The sequence below is a fragment of the Caenimonas koreensis DSM 17982 genome (genome assembly GCF_009646335.1).
In the GTDB taxonomy this organism is placed as follows: Bacteria; Pseudomonadota; Gammaproteobacteria; order Burkholderiales; family Burkholderiaceae_C; genus Ramlibacter; species Ramlibacter koreensis.
Map to the genome: position 1 here is coordinate 11,746 of NZ_WJBU01000027.1, position 17,629 is coordinate 29,374.

At 66.6% G+C, this 17,629-nt stretch carries 15 protein-coding genes and 1 pseudogene; 11 read left to right on the forward strand and 5 right to left on the reverse strand.

The annotated features are described in order from the left end of the window. Positions 1-41: 41 nt before the first annotated feature. The 5 genes and pseudogenes from GHT07_RS20045 to GHT07_RS20065 form a co-directional block, all read left to right on the forward strand. Positions 42-2,951 (forward strand): molybdopterin oxidoreductase family protein, encoded by a 2,910-nt coding sequence (locus GHT07_RS20045; protein WP_070401270.1) that lies wholly within the window; start codon positions 42-44, stop codon positions 2,949-2,951. After that, complete coding sequence (locus GHT07_RS20050) at positions 2,948-3,712, forward strand: 4Fe-4S dicluster domain-containing protein (protein WP_070401269.1); 765 nt, start codon at positions 2,948-2,950, stop codon at positions 3,710-3,712. The genes GHT07_RS20045 and GHT07_RS20050 overlap by 4 nt, the downstream gene beginning before the upstream one ends. Next, complete coding sequence (locus tag GHT07_RS20055) at positions 3,709-4,641, forward strand: dimethyl sulfoxide reductase anchor subunit family protein (RefSeq protein ID WP_070401268.1); 933 nt, start codon at positions 3,709-3,711, stop codon at positions 4,639-4,641. The genes GHT07_RS20050 and GHT07_RS20055 overlap by 4 nt, the downstream gene beginning before the upstream one ends. After that, on the forward strand, positions 4,638-5,909 hold the full coding sequence (locus GHT07_RS20060) for a SulP family inorganic anion transporter (protein WP_070401267.1): 1,272 nt from the start codon (positions 4,638-4,640) through the stop codon (positions 5,907-5,909). Before GHT07_RS20055 ends, GHT07_RS20060 begins: the two co-directional genes overlap by 4 nt. Positions 5,910-6,215: 306 nt before the next feature. Beyond that, positions 6,216-6,551: pseudogene (locus tag GHT07_RS20065) on the forward strand (DMSO reductase); the annotation flags it as partial. Between the two features lie 284 nt (positions 6,552-6,835). Here GHT07_RS20065 and GHT07_RS20070 read toward each other — a convergent pair. Further along, positions 6,836-7,270: a bacteriohemerythrin gene (locus GHT07_RS20070; protein ID WP_070401265.1), complete on the reverse strand. Its 435-nt coding sequence runs from the start codon at positions 7,268-7,270 to the stop codon at positions 6,836-6,838. A 365-nt stretch (positions 7,271-7,635) separates the two neighbouring features. Between GHT07_RS20070 and GHT07_RS20075 the strand changes: the two genes are divergently transcribed. Together GHT07_RS20075 and GHT07_RS20080 are read left to right on the forward strand one after the other, a co-directional pair. After that, positions 7,636-7,911: a hypothetical protein gene (locus GHT07_RS20075; RefSeq protein WP_194792993.1), complete on the forward strand. Its 276-nt coding sequence runs from the start codon at positions 7,636-7,638 to the stop codon at positions 7,909-7,911. 51 nt (positions 7,912-7,962) lie between these two features. After that, positions 7,963-8,469 carry a MarR family winged helix-turn-helix transcriptional regulator gene (locus GHT07_RS20080; protein WP_153586877.1) on the forward strand — a complete coding sequence of 169 codons (507 nt, stop codon included), beginning with the start codon at positions 7,963-7,965 and terminating at the stop codon, positions 8,467-8,469. Positions 8,470-8,494: 25 nt separating this feature from the next. On the opposite strand, the gene GHT07_RS20085 is transcribed toward GHT07_RS20080, so the two are convergent. Both GHT07_RS20085 and GHT07_RS20090 read right to left on the reverse strand, forming a co-directional pair. Next, entirely contained in the window at positions 8,495-9,742 is a 1,248-nt protein-coding gene (locus GHT07_RS20085) for a Rieske 2Fe-2S domain-containing protein (protein ID WP_187085595.1), read from the reverse strand. Between the two features lie 29 nt (positions 9,743-9,771). Further along, positions 9,772-10,752, reverse strand: a complete 981-nt coding sequence (locus GHT07_RS20090; RefSeq protein ID WP_153586879.1) for a Bug family tripartite tricarboxylate transporter substrate binding protein — start codon at positions 10,750-10,752, stop codon at positions 9,772-9,774. A 169-nt stretch (positions 10,753-10,921) separates the two neighbouring features. Here GHT07_RS20090 and GHT07_RS20095 point away from each other — a divergent pair, with 169 nt between their 5' ends. Beyond that, entirely contained in the window at positions 10,922-11,881 is a 960-nt protein-coding gene (locus GHT07_RS20095; protein ID WP_153586880.1) for a TauD/TfdA dioxygenase family protein, read from the forward strand. 21 nt (positions 11,882-11,902) lie between these two features. Here the strand turns inward: GHT07_RS20095 and GHT07_RS20100 are convergent, their stop codons facing one another. Then, the gene (locus tag GHT07_RS20100) at positions 11,903-12,049 is read right to left on the reverse strand and encodes a hypothetical protein (RefSeq protein WP_153586881.1); all 147 of its coding nucleotides are present in this window, start codon (positions 12,047-12,049) and stop codon (positions 11,903-11,905) included. Positions 12,050-12,482: 433 nt separating this feature from the next. Here GHT07_RS20100 and GHT07_RS20105 point away from each other — a divergent pair, with 433 nt between their 5' ends. Both GHT07_RS20105 and GHT07_RS20110 read left to right on the forward strand, forming a co-directional pair. Further along, positions 12,483-12,899, forward strand: a complete 417-nt coding sequence (locus GHT07_RS20105; RefSeq protein ID WP_323741034.1) for a GlcG/HbpS family heme-binding protein — start codon at positions 12,483-12,485, stop codon at positions 12,897-12,899. Positions 12,900-13,173: 274 nt separating this feature from the next. Further along, complete coding sequence (locus tag GHT07_RS20110; protein ID WP_070401345.1) at positions 13,174-14,877, forward strand: site-specific integrase; 1,704 nt, start codon at positions 13,174-13,176, stop codon at positions 14,875-14,877. A gap of 429 nt (positions 14,878-15,306) precedes the next feature. Here GHT07_RS20110 and GHT07_RS20115 read toward each other — a convergent pair whose 3' ends face one another. Next, a complete protein-coding gene (locus GHT07_RS20115; protein ID WP_153586883.1) occupies positions 15,307-16,302 on the reverse strand; it encodes a DNA-binding protein in 996 nt (331 codons plus the stop codon). A gap of 138 nt (positions 16,303-16,440) precedes the next feature. On the opposite strand from GHT07_RS20115, the gene GHT07_RS20120 reads away from it, so the two are divergent. Further along, positions 16,441-17,610, forward strand: a complete 1,170-nt coding sequence (locus tag GHT07_RS20120; RefSeq protein ID WP_323741035.1) for a tyrosine-type recombinase/integrase — start codon at positions 16,441-16,443, stop codon at positions 17,608-17,610. The last annotated feature ends 19 nt before the right edge of the window (positions 17,611-17,629 follow it).

Below are 17,629 nucleotides of genomic sequence, written 5' to 3' on the forward strand. Positions count from 1 at the left end.
TTATGCGGCACGCGAATCTGTGCGCTGTCTAGCATAAGCTTATGTTCAAGTTCCTCTCCAGCGAGCCGGTGCACGATGCAACCGCGAGCAGCACCGCGGACACCGAGGTCAAGACGACTACGTGCTACATGTGTGCCTGCCGCTGCGGCATACGCGTGCACCTGCGCGACGGGCAGGTCCGGTACATCGACGGCAATCCCGACCACCCGATCAACAAGGGCGTGATCTGCGCCAAGGGCAGCGCGGGAATCATGAAGCAGGTATCGCCTGCGCGCCTGACGCAGCCGCTTCTGCGCAGGCCAGGCAGCGAGCGGGGCGAGGGTGAGTTCGAGCCGATCTCCTGGGAGCGCGCCTACGAGCTGCTCACCGAGCGCCTGGGCCGTATCCGCGCCACCGATCCGAAGAAGTTCGCCCTGTTCACCGGGCGCGACCAGATGCAGGCCCTCACCGGCCTGTTCGCGCGCCAGTTCGGCACACCGAACTATGCGGCGCACGGCGGCTTCTGTTCGGTGAACATGGCTGCCGGCATGATCTATTCGGTCGGCGGCAGCTTCTGGGAGTTCGGCGGCCCGGACCTGGATCGCGCCAAGCTGTTCGTGATGATAGGCACCGCGGAAGACCACCACAGCAACCCGATGAAGATCGCCTTGGGCGACTTCAAGCGCAAGGGCGGCCGCTTCATCTCGATCAACCCCGTGCGCACCGGCTATTCGGCGATCGCCGACGAGTGGATTCCGATCCGCCCCGGCACCGACGGCGCACTGTTCATGGCGCTGCTGCACGAACTGCTCGCGCAAGGCCTGGTCGACCGGTCCTTCCTGCAGCGGTTCACCAATGCGCCGCAACTGGTGGTGCTGGACGAGGGCGAGCGCGAAGGCCTGTTCGCCTTCGATCCCGCCGCCGGCCCGCCCGGCGACGGCCGCCACCCGCACAACAAGCTGGCATGGGACCTGGCCAGCGGCCGGGTGGTGCAGGCCTATCCGGAAGGCGTGCAGGAAGGGCGCCAATTGGCGCTGGAGGGACACTACAAGCTGGCGGACGGGACGCGTGTGGCGCCAGCCTTCCAGCTGTTGCGAGACCGCGTTGCCGACACCACGCCCGAGTGGGCAGAGGACATCACTGGCATTCCGGCCGAGCGCATCCGCCAGCTGGCGCGGGAAGTGGGGGAGACGGCGCTGCACCAGGCCTTCGAACTTCCCATTCCATGGACCGATGCGTGGGGGAAGCGGCACCCCACCACCCAAGGGCGGCCGGTGGCCTTCCACGCCATGCGCGGGCTGGCGGCGCATTCCAACGGTTTCCAGACGGTGCGCGCGCTGGCGGTGCTCATGAGCGTGCTGGGCACCATCGACGCCCCCGGCGGCTTCCGCCACAAGGCGCCGTACCCGCGCCACATCGTGCCGAACTACCGGGCCTTCAACGACCCGTCCATGATCAAGCCCAACACGCCGCTGAACGCGGCGCCGTTGGGTTTTCCCGCCGGTCCCGACGAATTGGCGGTGCACGAGGACGGAACGCCGCTGCGCATCGATCACGCGTTCTCCTGGGAGCACCCGCTGTCGGCCCACGGGATGATGCACAACGTCATCACCAACGCGGTGCGCGGTGACCCCTACGAGATCGACACCCTGTTGATCTTCATGGCGAACATGGCGTGGAACTCCACCATGAACACCATGGAGGTGCGCAAGAAGCTCAACGCGCGCGGCGAGGACGGCAACTACAAGATTCCGTTCCTGGTGGTGTGCGATGCCTTCCAGAGCGAGATGGTCGCCTTCGCCGACCTGGTGCTGCCGGACACTACATATCTCGAGCGGCACGACGTCATGAGCATGCTGGACCGGCCGATCTCAGAGTACGACGGTCCGGTGGATTCCGTGCGAGTCCCCGTGGTGGAGCCCACCGGGAACTGCAAGCCGTTCCAGGAGGTGCTGATCGAGCTGGCCTCGCGCCTGAAGTTCCCCGCCTTCACCCAAGAGGACGGCACGCGCAAGTTCAAGGACTATCCCGATTTCGTCGTCAACTTCCAGGCCCAGCCGGGCGTGGGCTTTCTCATGGGCTGGCGCGGCAAAGAGGGCACTGAGCACCTGCGCGGCGATCCCAACCCCCGGCAGTGGGAGATGTACGCCAGGAACAACTGCGTTTTCCAGTACCACATGCCGGAAGACCAGCAGTACATGCGCAACTGGAACCAGCCTTACCTGGACTTCGCCAAGGACAAGGGCTGGCGGCAGCGCAACGACCCGGTGCAGCTGGCCATCTACTCGGACACGCTGCAGGCCTTCCGGCTGGCCGCGCAGGGCAAGAGCAAGGGCCGCCAGCCGCCGGAGCACCTGCGCGAGCGCATCGCCACCTACTTCGATCCGCTGCCGTTCTGGTATGCGCCGCTGGAGACCGCCTGCATCGACGCCGACCGCTACCCCCTGGCGGCGATCACCCAGCGGCCGATGGCGATGTACCACTCCTGGGATTCGCAGAACGCCTGGCTGCGCCAGATCCACAGCCACAACTACCTGTACGTGAACCCGCGCACCGCGCAGGAAGCTGGCATCGAGGACGGCGGCTGGGCCTGGGTGACCAGCGCCTGGGGCGAGCTGCGCTGCATGCTGCGCTACAGCGATGCGGTGGAGCCGGGCACGGTCTGGACTTGGAACGCGATCGGCAAGGGTTCCGGCGCCTGGCAGTTGGCGCCTGCCGCCGACGAGTCACGCAAGGGCTTCCTGCTCAATCACCTGATCACGGAGGAGCTGCCCTTTGCCGGCGGACACATCAGCAACTCCGACCCGGTTACCGGCCAAGCCGGCTGGTACGACGTGCGGGTGAACCTGCGCCCGGCGGCCCCCGAAGAACCAGCGGAAACCTTCCCCCAGATTGCAACCGTGCCGAGCGCCCCAGGCGTGCTCGGCGGCGCCCGCAAGGTGCTTGCCTACCTCGTTCCCAGGAAGCCATGAACCCAGTCCAGCCAGCCCCCGAAACACTGGCCAAGCAGCTCGCTCTGGTCATCGACCTGAATGTCTGCGTCGGCTGCCATGCCTGCGTCACCTCGTGCAAGGAGTGGAACACCTCGGGCGCGGCCGGCCCGCTGACAGACCTGAATGCTTACGGCGAGCGGCCCACCGGCACCTTCTTCAACCGGGTCCAGACCTTCGAGGCCGATAGCTACCCGGACACGCAGACCATCCACTTCCCCAAGAGCTGCCTGCACTGCGAGGACCCACCCTGCGTGCCTGTCTGCCCTACCGGTGCCAGCTACAAGCGCAAGAGCGACGGCATCGTGCTGGTGGACTACGACAAGTGCATCGGCTGCAAATATTGCAGCTGGGCCTGCCCCTACGGCGCCCGTGAGTTCGACGAGGAACGCAAGGTGATGACCAAGTGCACCCTGTGCGTGGACCGCATCTACGACGAGCTGCTGCCGCCGCAGGACCGCAAGCCGGCCTGCGTGAAGGCCTGTCCGACTGGCGCCCGCCTGTTCGGCGACGTCAAGGATCCGGACTCCGAGGTATCGCAGGCGATCCGCGAGCGTGGCGGCTACCAGCTGATGCCTGAGTGGGAGACCCAGCCGGCCAACCACTACCTTCCGCGCCAGGTCACCCGGAGCACGGCGCCGCAGGCGCAGCCGAAGTTCCGGCTGGGCGATTTCCTGAAGGGCGAACCGGCGTCCGGCAAGCACAAGCCAGGCAGCGGTGCGTTGGAAAAAGACGCCCGATGAAGCCAGCCCTCTCGATCATCCTTTTCACCACGATCGCCGGCGCCGCCCAGGGGATGGTGGTGGCACTGGCGTTGGCCACTCTGGCCGGAATGGCGCCCGCCACGGCGCTCGCCCCCCTGCTTTGGGCGGCCACCGGCATGTTGCTGGTGGCCCTGGTCGCCTCCTTCTTCCATCTGGGGCATCCGCTGCGCGCCTGGCGTACGGTGCTGATGTGGCGCACCTCCTGGATGTCGCGCGAGGTGATCGTGCTGCCGGCGTTCATCGCGCTGGTAGGCGGCTGGGCGCTGCTGGCCACACTGGCGCAGCGCGACGCGGTGGCGCCGCACTGGCTCGCCGGAATGGCGATCGTCGGCGCCGTGCTCCTGTGGTACTGCACCGCGATGATCTATGCCTGCATCCGCTTCATCCAGGAATGGGCGCATCCGCTCACGGTGGTGAACTACACGACGCTCGGCCTGGCCTCCGGCTTTGTCACGGCCGGCGCGCTGGCGGTAATGGCGGGGGAACCCGGGTTCGCCTCCGACATCGCCCCCTGGGCGCTGGCGGCCACGGCGCTGGCGTGGTTCACCCGCACGCTGTCGCTGCGCCGCAATGCGCGGCTGAAGCCGAAGTCCACCACCCAGACGGCGACCGGCATCCAGGCGGCGCGGGTGGTGCAGAAGTCCATGGGCATGACCGGCGGCTCCTTCAATACGCGAGAGTTCTTCCATGGGGCTTCGGCACACGCAATGCGCATGGCGCGGACAGGCTTTCAGGTGCTGGCCTTCGCACTGCCGATCCTGCTGCTTGCCTGGGCGCTGCTGAGCGGCTCGGCGCTGGCGTGGCTGCTGGCGCTGGGATCTCAGGCAGCAGGCCTGCTGGCGGAGCGCTGGTTCTTCTTTGCACAGGCACGGCACCCGCAGAACATCTACTACCAGGCAGTGTCGTGACGCCGGCGCTGCCCTTCCTGCGCTGGCTGCCGCAGTGGCGGCAGAAGGACGTGCTGCGGGCGGACCTGCTGGCCGGCCTGACCGGGGCCATCGTGGTGCTGCCCCAGGGCGTGGCCTTCGCCACGCTGGCGGGCATGCCGCCCGCCTACGGCCTCTATGCGGCGATGATGCCGTGCGTGATCGCCGCGCTGTTCGGCAGCAGCCGCCTGATGGTGACGGGGCCGGCCAATGCCATCTCGCTCACCACCATGGCGCTGGTGGCACCGCTGGCGGCGGTGGGCAGTTCGCAGTACGTGGGCCTGGTGCTCACGCTCACGTTCGTGGTGGGGGCGCTGCAGTTGCTGCTGGGGATGGCGCGCGTCGGCAAGTGGGTTGAGCTGGTGCCGCATGCGGTGATCGCCGGCTTCACCGCCGGCGCCGCCGTGCTGATCGTCAACAGCCAGGTCGGCACGCTGCTCGGACTCGACCTGCCGCGCGGGCTATCGGTGGCGCAGACGCTGCGGGCGGTATTCACGACCGGGCAGTCCATCCAGGCGCTACCGGTGATCGCCGCCATGGCCACCATCCTGATCAATTTGGCGGCGCTGCGGCACAGCCGCTGGATACCGCCGATTTTGATGGCAGTGATCGGCGGCACCGCCATCACCTGGCTCGCCGCCGGCCTGCTGGGCGCGCAGCCGGCCACCGTGGAGGCGCTGCCGGGGGCGCTGCCGCCGCTGTCGCTGCCCGACTTGCGCCAGGTGCCGAACCTGGTGCTGCCGGCGCTGGTGATGACGCTGCTGGCGGTGACCGAGGCGATGGCGATCGCCAAGGCGTTCGCGCGGCGCGCCAACGAGCCTTTCGACGGCAACCAGGAACTGGTCGGCCAGGGGCTGGCCAACCTGACCGGCTCCTTCTTCTCATCGTATCCAGCCAGCGGTTCATTCAACCGCTCCGGCGTGAACGTGGCGGCCGGCGCCCGCACGCCGCTGGCGGCGGTCAGCGCCGCCGTGCTGCTGATCGTGATCCTGTCCTTTGTCGCGCCCTGGGCGCGCTGGCTTCCGCTGGCGGTAATCGGGGGGCTGCTGGTGGTCGTGGCGTGGGGGCTGGTGAACCCGCGCGAGATCCGGCACCTATGGAAGCATGAGCCGGTCGACCGGCTGCCGATGGTCGTGACCTTCGCCGGGACGGTGACGCTGTCGCTGGAGTGGGCGATCCTCCTCGGACTGGCGACGGCCTGGGTGTCGCGGCGGCTGGCGGGCCCGGAGACGGGGAGTGGGAGCTTGTAGGGGGGAGGCAACTCGGCCGCGGACCACGTACTTCACGGTCGCCGGCAGGAGCTGCTTGATTCCCGCAGCCCGGCGTCCCGCATCGCATGGCCCTGCGGCTTATCCAGTACCGCGTCCGGCAGTAAACGCTGAACAGCCCGACCGGGGCTTTGTTCATCTAGACGCGTCCGGTTTTGCGATTTACCGGCTAAAACCGAGGCGCGGTCTGTAGCTGGAGAGCACCACCAGCAACCGTGAAATTGCCGCGCGCAACGAGATGCGCGTCAGATGCAACTTCGGCCAACGAGAGCACCGGCGTGGTTCACCCGCACGCTGTCGCTGCGCCGCGATGCGCGGCTCAAGCCCAAGTCCACCACGCAGACCGCCACAGGCATCCAATGCGGCGCGGGTGGTGCAGAAGTCGATGGGCATGACTGGTGGCTCGTTCAACACGCGCGAGTTCTTCCACGGCGCCTCGGCCCCCGCAGTGCGCATGGCTCGGGTGGGCTTCCAGGGCTGCCCGCCTGGGCGCTGCTGTCCGGCTCGGCGCTGGCTTGGCTGCTGGCGCTGGCCTCGCAGGCGGCCGGCCTGCTGGCCGAGCGCTGGTTCTTCTTCGCCCAGGCGCGCAATCCGCAGAACATCTACTACCAGAGCGTGTCGTGACCTGCTGCCCTTCGGGCGCTGGCTACCGCATTGGCAACGGAAGGACGTGCTGCAGGCCGACCTGCTGGCCGCCCGTCAGATCACAGCAACCCTTAGCCTGTGCATGCACGCTGCGGCAGTTCTGCAGCAACATAAGATTCCCGTGGATCTGAGGTGCCGCGTGTCCGGTCCACTTGCTGCTTGCGATAGTCAGCGGCCAAGAAAGGAACCCGGCTCTTGCCACCGTACCCGTTCTTCCCAAGCAGGCTGGCCGCCGAAGGAATTCGCGCCGCGGGCGCGCGAGCTCAGGCCTTTGGGCGGCGGCTGATCTGAACGGGCGCTCCGCCGAAGCGCTGCTTCGAACGATAGGTTGCAACGCCGGCATCCATCTCCTGGACGTGGTGCGGCAGCCAATCGAGCAGTTCCACGGATAGGCTCTGCACCACCCGCTGCTTCATTTCGGGCGGATGGGCGGCGCCGACCAGCACCTCCCGGACTTCATCGAAGGACTTCAGCACGTTGGCATGTTCGTCCAAGTGGCACTTCGAGTTGCCATCCTTCATGTCGCGCAGGTGCTCGTCCTCCATGGCGAAGTGCTGCGCCGCGTGCGCGCGCAATGCGTCGAGGGCAGGCACCATGTCGTCCGCGGATGCGCCCAGCAGGCGCGTGATGAGCGCGTGCAACTCTTCGTGGTCGCGGTCAAGGGTTTCCTCTCCCAGCTTGAGTTCGGATTTGTCCATAGCGTAATTGGACCACGAGTCGTGCCGGGCTGCCTCAGCCGCAGCTCGTCGCAGCCGAGGCAAGCCATGCGGAGCTCCTGCAGTGCGGCTGGCGAACTGCACTCGTCCTAGCAGCGGTTCCCGCGCGATTCCCTTTGAGCTTTCAAAAGGGGGCGCTCGTCCGTGGCGAGCTGCTGGAGGGCACGGGCCGGGAACGGTCCGTATCAATAGAGGCTACAGGCACACGCCATCCGAGTCTTCCTGCGCTGCGGCCGGGATCGAGTGTGAAGGAGGTTTGCACTCGAACGTGCACTTGAGAGCTGGTCACCACTGCCGGCCTGAAGTCCACCACGCAGACCGCCACCGGCATCAATGCGGCGCGGGTGGTGCAGAAGTCGATGGGCATGACCGGCGGCTCGTTCAAAACGCGCGAGTTCTTCCACGGCGCCTCGGCCCGCGCAGTGCGCATGGCCCGGGTGGGCTTCCAGGTGCTGGGCTTCGGGCTTCCCCTCCTGCTGCTCGCCTGGGCGCTGCTGTCGGGCTCGGCGCTGGCCTGGCTGCTGGCGCTGGCCTCGCAGGCGGCCGGCCTGCTGGCCGAGCGCTGGTTCTTCTTCGCCCAGGCGCGCCATCCGCAGAACATCTACTACCAGGCCGTGTCGTGACGCCGGCGCTGCCCTTCGTGCGCTGGCTGAAACGTGCGCGAAAATCCCCCTGTGAGCATCCCACCCTCGCGCCCGGCGCCTGTCGGCGCACAAGGCAAGCCAACTCTGAAGGACCCGCAGGAAATCGAGGATTTCCTGCTGTACCGGCTTTTTCGTATCACGCACGTCGGCCTGCGTGGGACGGACGACATGTACAAGCGGGAACTCGGAATCTCCCGCCGCGAATGGAGGATCCTGGCGTACCTCGCCCGCACGCCGGATGCGAGCCTGAAGGCCCTGGCGGCGGACGCGGGCATCGACGTGGTCGTGGCGAGCCGGACCGTCGCCGACATGCATTCGCGTGGGCTGGTGGACAAGCGACGCTCCCCGGGCAACAAACGCCTGGTGTGCCTGCGCCTGAGCGACGACGGTGTCCAGATCCACGGCAAAGCCAAGCTGATGGCTGCGGCTTACAACCGTGAGCTCGCAGAGTGCTTGACCCACGACGAGGCGTCATTCCTCTTCGAACTGCTGACGAAGCTGGAACGGCAGGCAGCTCTTCTCACTCGCGACAGGTAGCCTTGGGCCGTGTCCCCCAAGTGCGTCAGAGGCTTGAACGCACTTCGTCGAACGTCATGCGGCGCGGTCTGGTGACCGCAAATGCATAGCCGCCGAACAACTCAGGGCGGCTGGCGGACGGCGGCAACTGCCGCTCGCTTTGATGGCTGCGCACCGCCTCCAGCAGCATACGGCGGCATTGCGCGATGGGCATGTCGGAAGGCATCAGCTTCTCGCGGGAGCGATCATGCACGCGTCCCTGGCTCTCCTGCACCGCCAGATCTTGCAGCTGCGCGCTGCGAATACCGGTGAAGGACGCACGCCGCTGCAAAGCACGGTCCTGCAGGTAATCGTTCTCGCGCGACCCGCGCGGAAGGTAGGAACCGGGCACCAGCGGTGCATAGTCCTCGCCGACATCCCTGTAGCTATCCAGTTCGGCAGCGGTCAGCGGCCGGTCCTGGTGCCAGCGAATCCGGTACCACCAGCAGTTCTCGTCGTTGATCGGGATGAACAGGTTGATGCGGCTCACGTTGCCCGGCGCCGTGGGCACGATCACGAAGCACGGCAACAGCCACCGCGCGACACGCCAGTACGCGTTCTCCGCACCGGCGTCACGGCGCGCGCCGATTTGCAAACCGTAGTCGGTGCGCTCGGCGAACAGCGTTGGACGTCCGTCCTCGTCCGAATAACGGATCATGTCGCCGATGCCGAATACGTCGGAGCTGGTCTCCCCTTCCTTGTGCAGGAAGGAGATGTGCGAGTAGTCGATGCTGCCTTCGAGCGCCTGCAGGTAGTTGCAGCGCATCAGGCACTTGGAGACATACGTGTGCTCGCCAGGAACCACAGTGAACGCCATGGCCGGGGGCAGCGCATGCGGCTCGCCTTTTCCCATCCATGCCCATACGATGCCGCCCCGCTCCTGCGTCGGGTAAGCCGTGGTGGAGAGTCGTTGCATCTGCGCCGGGGTGCAGCTGTCGGTCGGGACATCCACGCACCTTCCGCCGGCATCGAACTTCCAGCCGTGGTAGATGCAGCGCAGGCCCCCCGCCTCGTTGCGGCCGAAGTAAAGCTCCGCCCTGCGATGCGGGCAAAAGGCGTCGAGTAGGCCGACCCGCCCGCTGCTGTCGCGAAACGCGACGAGATCCTCGCCAAGCAGCCGCACGCGCGCTGGGGGGGCGTCAGGCGCCGGCAGCTCCTTGGAGAGCAGCGCGGGCATCCAGAACTCCCGCATCAGTTCGCCCATGGCCGTGCCCGCGTCAGTCCGCGTGAGCAGGTCGTTCTCTTCCGCTTTCATCGTTTTCCCCCTCGGGCGCGACGCCGCGTTCATTCCTTGTCGATCTTGATTTTCTTCAGCGCTTGTTCCCAACGAACCGTTTGCTGCTTGAGCATGGTGTCCACCTGCTCCGGGGTGCTCCGGTCGGAGATCATGGCGCCGGCTTGCGCGAGACGATCGCGCACGCCTGGATCCGCGAGTGCCTTCGTGAATTCCTCATTCAGCCGCTGCCGAACGGCTGCTGGCGTCTTCGACGGCGCGACGAGAGCGTACCAAGACACGACCTGCGCATCGGGGAAACCCGCTTCGGCGAAGGTGGGCACGTCGGGCAGATCTTTCACGCGGGTCGGCGAAGCAACCGCTAGGGCGCGCAGCGATCCGCTCGCGACGTGGCCGCGGGCGACGGACATGGGGGACATGGCGAACGCGAGGCGCCCCGTCAGAAGATCGGGCATGCCCGGCGGCACGCCCTTGTACGCAATGGGCTGCAGTTCGATGCCAGAACTCAGCCTTAGCATCTCGGTGTTGAGGTGCATCGAGGTTCCAACGCCGGGCATCAGGTAGTTCAGCTGCCCCGGCCGCTGCTTCGCGTACTCCACGAACTCCTTTAGCGTCCGCACCGGCAGCGATGCGGGCACCAGCGCCACCACCGGCGCGTTCACGAGTTCCACGATGCCGCTGAAATCGTCGGCCGGATGCCAGGTGCTCTTGCCGGCCGTCAGTCCGGGATTGGTGACGTGGCTAAGCGTAGCCAGCAGCAGCGTGTAGCCGTCGGCCGGACTGCGTGCGACGTGGGCAGCGCCGATCGATCCGCCCGCGCCCGGACGCGCTTCGACCACCACCGGCACTCCCCAGTTGGCGCTGACCTTCTCCGCAATGATCCGCGTGAGCACGTCGGGCGAACCGCCTGCGGGGAACGGGACGACGATCGTCACCGCCCGTGCGGGGTAAGCCTGCGGCAATGCCGGCGTTCCGAAAACCATGGCCAGCGACGCCATGAGCAGCGTACCGAGCATCCTGCGATTCGTCATCGAGTGTCTCCTGTGGGAAAGCCTGTTGGCAGAGTATATGCTCCAAGCGGCCACGTCGGTGGCGGGACACTTGACGAGCACAATCGTTTTCCGCTGCGGAGGTGACGATTGACTTGGTCAATGGGAAGAGCCGAACGTAGCATCCGCCCACTTCCGCATCGGACACGACATGACCCAGACAGACAACAGCGCCATCGTTGCCACGCCCCTGAACGGGCACATCGGGGCCGAGATCTCTAACATTGACTTGGGCCGGCCCCTGGCGCAAGCCGATTTCGACGCGCTGCAGGCAGCACTCGCGCGCTACGAGGTGCTCGTCTTTCGCGACCAAGACATTTCGCTCGAAGCCCAGATCGCGTTCGCGAAGCGGTTCGGCAACCTGTCCACGCATCCGTTCGCGACGAACCTGCCCGACGTGCCGGAGGTGATCGAGTTCGACAACTCCGGCCGCAACCCCGCCGGGCCGACCGACTCGTGGCATTCGGACGAGACATTCCGCGCCCGCCCGCCAATGGCCACCATCCTGCGGGCTAAGGTCGTGCCACCCTATGGCGGCGAGACGGTGTTCGCCAGCATGACGGCCGCTTACGACGGCCTGAGCGAGCCCATGAAGGTGTACGTCCACCGGCTGCGGGCGCGGCACGACTTCAAGCCCTGGCGCCACATGTTCGCGGGCTCCAAGGCTGCGCGCATGAAGCTCATCGAGCTGGAGGACGAATTTCCAAACCCCATGCACCCGATCGTGCGCATCCACCCGGTGACCGGACGTCGCGTGCTATTCGTGAATCCGCAGTTCACTGTCGGCATTGAGGGGCTAAAGGAAGACGAGGGCCAGACCATCCTGAACTTTCTGTACCGCCAGGCGATGGTCCCCGACTACCAGCTGCGCTTGAAATGGAGGCCGCACACCATCGTGATGTGGGACAACCGATCCACCCAGCACTACGCGCCGCACGACTACTATCCGCACCGCCGCAATATGGCGCGGCTTACCGTCGAAGGCGGCCCCGTGGATGGCCCAGTCGGCGATTACGAGCCTCAGCCGGAGAACCCGCTGAAGCTGGCACAGCCGCCGTCGCAGGACACCGACGAGAAGCTGCTGCGACCGTTCGAGCGCGCGATGATGTGAGCCTGCGCGCAAGGAGCCCGCTCAGCGCGGCACTTGCGCTCGGCTGTCCCCCTGCCTGAGCATTCGCCGGAAGGCGATGAGCACGATCGACCGCCGGATCGCCATCGGCATGAACAACCATTGCACCGGCACATGCTGCAGCATCCAGTTGGTGGTGGCGATGCTCACGATGGTGAGTGCGAACGCAATTGGTACGTGAGGACGGAGCCAACATCTTCTGCGGATGCGTGCCTGGCGGCCAGCGCGGAGAACTGCGGCGAGTCGCCGACCACCGTCGCGCCCAGGAACAGTGGGGGCGACGCGCGCGCTGCCTACGCGCTCGCTCCAGTGCCCGCGCGGCAGAGCCGATCGCGCCGCTGGCCATCACGAGGAAGGACGACGGCGACACCTAGCCCGGATATTTCGCGAGCCTAGGTGGCTGCCTAAATCTTGAGCAGTTTCGGGGGTCCGCGGAATTCGTGCGGGTTGGAGGCAGGCTGGTAGGCCTCTTTTTCTGCCGCCCAGGCGTACTACCCCCTTACCCCCGTTGTTTGTCGGCGTGCCGAGGACAGCACTATGCGAGGTTCTACGGGGCCAGGGCACGCGCTGCCATGAGGAACACGTGCTTCGGTCCCTCACCCCAGAGGCTGCGTTGCGGGCCGCCCAGGCTGCCCTGCAAAGTTGCGCGCGCACAGGCTATCAAGTGGGCGGCGCGGTCAGCGACCGTGCGGGCCACTCCCTGGTCATGCTGCGCGATCGCCTCGCTGGACCGCATACGCCGGAAACTGCGTTGAACAAGGCCTATGCCGCGGTCACGTTCAAGATGGACACCCTGGCGTTCGCCCGTGCCACCCAGGCTACGGAGGTATCCTCGGGAATCCGGGAACTGCCGCGCGTGGTCGCCATCGGCGGTGGGCTGCCTATCGAGTCCGCCGGTTCACTGGTGGGCAGTATCGGCGTGTCGGGTGCGCCCGGCGGAGATGCCGATCACGCCTGCGCGCCAGGCATCGCCGCCATCAACGACGATCTCGAGTTCTGAACCCCGGCCAGGTCGTCGTGGCGGAGACAAAGCTGTGGCGCAACAACCGTGAGGCAAGGCGCAGCGTGCTGGCCTATGGAGCTGACCGCCTCAAGGCACGAGACCCTCTCTGGCGCACAAAAGAAACGACGCGGGAAAGCACGGGTTCTGCTGGTATGGAAAGGTGAACAGAGGATCCGACGCACAAGCCCGGCGGAACATTCCAGCCCGCCTAGTCAGATAACTGGTCTTATCGCAGTAGCTGCATGCCGGGAGTAAACTGGGCTTCGGCAAAATGCCCGAGTTCCCGGAGGCTCCAGTGCCAGCCGCCGCTCCCACCCCACGAAGCAGTCCTTTCGACGTCAATGCTTTGGCAGCGCTGCGCGCCTGGCATGAAGGCATGCCCTCGCGCCAGGCAGTCGAGCGCTACTTGCCCGAGCGCCTGAATGCGGGGCACACGGCACGTGGTGTGCTCGGCGCGGTTCGACGCGAGCTGGCCAGGCATGCACGATCGCGCTTGCGCGATGACCTGGCCGAAGTGTTCGAGCGGCCTGCTGCGGAGCGCACCAGGCATGCCAGGGCGGTGGCCGCAGCACTGCATGAACTGCGGCATCTGCCCGCACCGCAGCCGCTGATCGGCGACGCCGTCGAACGCTGGTTGCCCGCTCGCGCGGCCGCGGCGCTGAAAGGGCAGGGCATCCGCACGCTTGCGGAGCTCACCGTGCGCATTCCGCGCCGGCGGCAGTGGTGGGTGGCGATTCCCGGGCTGGGACAGGCCTGCGCACGCGAGGTCGAGGCGTTCTTTGCCGCGCATCCGCAGCTGACGGAACGTGCGCGCGCGCTGATTGCGCAGGACGCGCCCGGCGACATCGTGCCGCTGGAGCGCATGACCTCGCCTCGCGCCGAGCTAGACGGCTCACGTGGCAGGTTCCGTGCCCCGGCGCACACCTGCTTAATTGACGCCAGCCATGACGGCGAGGCTGTCCTGAGTTGGCTGCAGCTGCACGAATCGCTCGCCACTCGGCGGGCGTACCGCAAGGAGGCCGAACGGCTGCTGCTGTGGGCGGTGATCCAGCTGGGAAAACCCCTTTCGTCGCTGACGACCGATGACGCCATCGCCTATCGGGCGTTCCTGCGCAATCCGACGCCGCAGCGCCGCTGGGTGGGGCCGCCGCGGCCGCGCAAATCCGGCGAATGGCGGCCGTTTGCCGGCGCTCTGGCACCGAAGTCGATCGCCTATGCGCTGTCCGTGCTCGGTGCCATGTTCCGATGGCTCATGGCGCAGCACTATGTGCTGGCCAATCCCTTTGCCGGGATCAAGGTTCGTGGCGCCGGCGACAGGCAGCCCCTGGACAAGGGACGGGCGTTCTCGCAGGCGGAGTGGAGGCTGGTGCGCACGATTGCCGATGGACTGGAAGTCTCCTACGGGTGGGAACGTGGCGCCGCCGATCGCGTGCGATTCCTGCTGGACTTCGGATATGCGACGGGACTGCGCGCCGGCGAACTGGTGGGTGTGAAGCTGCGGGACGTCAGGAAAGACGAGCGCGACGACTGGTGGCTGCATGTCGTAGGGAAGGGCGCGAAGAACGGCAAGGTGGCCCTGCCGCCGCTCGCGCGCTCGGCGCTGGATCACTACCTTTGCGTTCGCGGACTGCCCACGTCGCCAGAGCTGTGGGTGCCGGCGACGCCGCTGCTCGCTCGCATCGGGGCCGAGGATCGGGGCATCACAGGAGCGCGGCTGTGGGCGGTCATGAAAAGGTTTTTCACCACCGCGGCCAAGGTGCTGGAGCGGGACGCGCCCGCCCTCGCGGCGAAACTGAGGCAGGCGAGCCCGCATTGGATGCGGCATTCGCACGCGAGCCATGCGCTGGCCGCCGGCGCCGACTTGACCACCGTGCGGGACAACCTGCGGCATGCCTCAATCACCACCACGTCCACGTACCTGCACGGAGAGGAGGTCAAGCGCGCTCGCCAACTCGCCGCTGCATTCGGCCTGTGAGTCGGTGTGCGGCGTCGACCATGTGCTCACCGTCTCTGCGCGGGTGCGCCTGCTGGGCGCACAGTGCGACGTGCTGTCCCCGTATTGGCGGGCACTTGGCGACACACCGACGGCGCGTTGACCAGCTTTAGACACGAGCGCCGCACCCGGGTGTCAGGCGCGGGTGGCGCGCCAGTAGGGGTGATCTCGGTTTCAGTGCAAATCGTAGCGGTTTGAGATCCGGGGAAACCCTGGTCGCCGCAGCCCGCCGCCAGCTCGCTGTCGCCTACTCGGGGGGCAAGCCGGGATAGAGCCAGAAATGACACATAGGTCACTTCCGCTGCGCCGCCGGGCCCCAAACCTAACTGCAACGCTTAGGCGGCCGGGCATTCATCTGCGGGATTCTCCCTGAAGGGCTGTCGTGTGCCGCATGCCGCTTACCCGCTCGAATCAACGCGCGGTCTTGGGAACCCTGGGTTTCGCCGGGCTGCCTTGTGCGGCTCGGGTGCTTGGTGCGCGCTTGGCGGCCGCTGCTTCCAACCGCCGGCGCATTGCCTCCAGCTCGCGGGCCTGGAGGTCCCGCTGCTCCAGCAGTTCGGCGGCGCGCCCCTCCAGTTCGCCACTGCGCTGGCGTAGCGCATCGATCTGCTGCTGGCGCTCCAGGACTTCCTGACGGTGAGCATCCGCCTGCCCGGCCATCTCGCGTCGCATTTGCTCGATCTCCTTCTGGAGCTTCCCGGCATTGCCACGCTCTCGGTCCACATCCAGCAGCGCCCGCTTCATCTCTCCCGCGTGACGTTCTTCGGTTGCCGTTGCCATCATGCGTTGCTGTTCGAGTTCCCGGGTGAAGCGTTCCTGGGCCGCATTCAACGCTGCCTGCAACTCCTGGCGGTGGACCGCGGCGGCATCGACCTGGCGCTGGTGGGCGGCGACCTCGCCATGGGCTCGGGCCAACTCGCTTTGCAGCTCCACTACCCGCTCCTGGGTGGTCCGCAGCTCGTCTTGTGTGACGCCCAGCGCCGCCTCTGCGGCATCCGCCCGCGCGCTGGCGGACTGGGCGAGCCCTTCGGCCGCCACCATCGTCGCGCGAGCTTCTTCGCGCTGTTGCGCCAACGTGTCCTGCGCGGCCGCCTGCGCCTGCTGCCACAGGGCGCCGACCATCTCGCCGGCGGCGTCCTGCAGCGGCCGCGGCAGATCGGGATGCTCGATGCGCACGCGGCTCTTCTCGCGCAGGGTTTCCCAGAACCTGGCCAGCGCCTCGGCCGGCGCGCTCATGCTGCCTTTGCGCACCAACTGGTACAGCTTGTTGGCCGTGGGGGTAAGCCCATAGCGGAAGAACAGCAGCACGCACACCTCGCGATACAGATCCTGCGTCTCTGGATGCTGCGCGCGCAAGGCCTCGATCTCGGCCTGCATCCGGGCTTCGGTAACGGGAAGAGTGTCCATGGGAGCGGCTTTTGTCTTGAATGTAGAAAATAATACAACGTAATACGTTGGATATTTTTCAATTTCATCAAATCTATGGACATAATCAATCTAATGTCCATAATATCCAGCGATGCGACCATTTCCCAGTAGCTCACCGTGAATCCGCTGGTCACCCTGGATCAGTTGGTATTTCCCGCGCGCCTCGATGGCAGCCTCGGGCGCAATCGCGCTACGTCGCCGGGGCAGTTGACCGCGACCGATGACCGCTCGGCAGTCCTCGCCTGGCTGGCTCGCTACACGGACTCTCCGGCGACCCTGGCCAGCTACCGCAAAGAGGCGGAGCGCCTCATGCTGTGGTGCGGACTGCAGCATGGCGTGGCGCTGTCAGACCTGACCCATGAGGACCTGTTGATCTACCAGCGGTTCCTGGCCGACCCGCAGCCGGCCGAGCGCTGGGTGATGGCACCCGGTCAAAAGCCGAGCAGGACTTCGCTGCTGTGGCGACCTTTTGCGGGTCCGTTGGGTGCGTCGAGTCAGCGCCAGGCTCTGTCGATCTTGAACGCGATGCTGTCATGGCTGGTGGGGGCGGGCTATCTCGCCGGAAACCCGCTTGCCCTCAGCCGGCGCAAACGAAGGCACGCCGCGCCGCGCGTCAGCCGCTTCCTCCCCATGGAGCATTGGACAGTCGTCAAGACCACGATCGAGGCGATGCCCGTCACCACCGAGCGGGACCGACTGCACGCCTCACGCTGCCGCTGGTTGTTTTCATTGCTCTACCTCGGTGGGCTGCGGGTTTCGGAGATTTGCAATGCAACTATGGGCGGTTTCTTCAGCCGCCGCGGCGCCGACGGCCGCGAGCGCTGGTGGCTCGAAGTCACCGGCAAGGGCAGGAAGGCCCGGCTCGTTCCGGCCACCAGCGAACTCATGGCTGAATTGATCCGCTACCGCAAGGTGGCCAGTTTGGGTCCGCTGCCGCTCGAAGGGGAGGCCTTGCCCCTCATGATTCCGCTGATCGGCCCGACCAAGCCGATGGCGCGTAGCGCGATCCACGAAATCGTCAAAGCGGTGATGCGCGAAAGCGCAGCCCGACTGCGCCAGCGCGGGCCTGATTTCGAGGCTGCAGCCGCTCACCTTGAGCAGGCGTCAACGCACTGGATGCGGCACACAGCTGGCTCACACCTGAGCGAGAAAGCCGATATCAAGGTGGTTCGCGACAACCTGGGCCACGCCAACATCAGCACGACCAGCGTCTATCTGCATTCCGAAGACGACGCCCGCCACGACGCCACGGCGGCTGTGCATCGCGTCGGATGGGCGACGACGTAGTGTGGCGACCGCCGCCATT

Excerpts from the sequence above, each read along its gene's own strand:
- GHT07_RS20045 (WP_070401270.1), top strand. The coding sequence starts at position 42 with ATGTTCAAGTTCCTCTCCAGCGAGCCGGTGCACGATGCAACCGCGAGC.
- GHT07_RS20050 (WP_070401269.1), top strand. The coding sequence starts at position 2,948 with ATGAACCCAGTCCAGCCAGCCCCCGAAACACTGGCCAAGCAGCTCGCT.
- GHT07_RS20055 (WP_070401268.1), top strand. The coding sequence starts at position 3,709 with ATGAAGCCAGCCCTCTCGATCATCCTTTTCACCACGATCGCCGGCGCC.
- GHT07_RS20070 (WP_070401265.1), bottom strand. The coding sequence starts at position 7,270 with ATGGACAAATCCGAACTCAAGCTGGGAGAGGAAACCCTTGACCGCGAC.
- GHT07_RS20085 (WP_187085595.1), bottom strand. The coding sequence starts at position 9,742 with ATGAAAGCGGAAGAGAACGACCTGCTCACGCGGACTGACGCGGGCACG.
- GHT07_RS20090 (WP_153586879.1), bottom strand. The coding sequence starts at position 10,752 with ATGACGAATCGCAGGATGCTCGGTACGCTGCTCATGGCGTCGCTGGCC.
- GHT07_RS20095 (WP_153586880.1), top strand. The coding sequence starts at position 10,922 with ATGACCCAGACAGACAACAGCGCCATCGTTGCCACGCCCCTGAACGGG.
- GHT07_RS20110 (WP_070401345.1), top strand. The coding sequence starts at position 13,174 with ATGCCCGAGTTCCCGGAGGCTCCAGTGCCAGCCGCCGCTCCCACCCCA.
- GHT07_RS20115 (WP_153586883.1), bottom strand. The coding sequence starts at position 16,302 with ATGGACACTCTTCCCGTTACCGAAGCCCGGATGCAGGCCGAGATCGAG.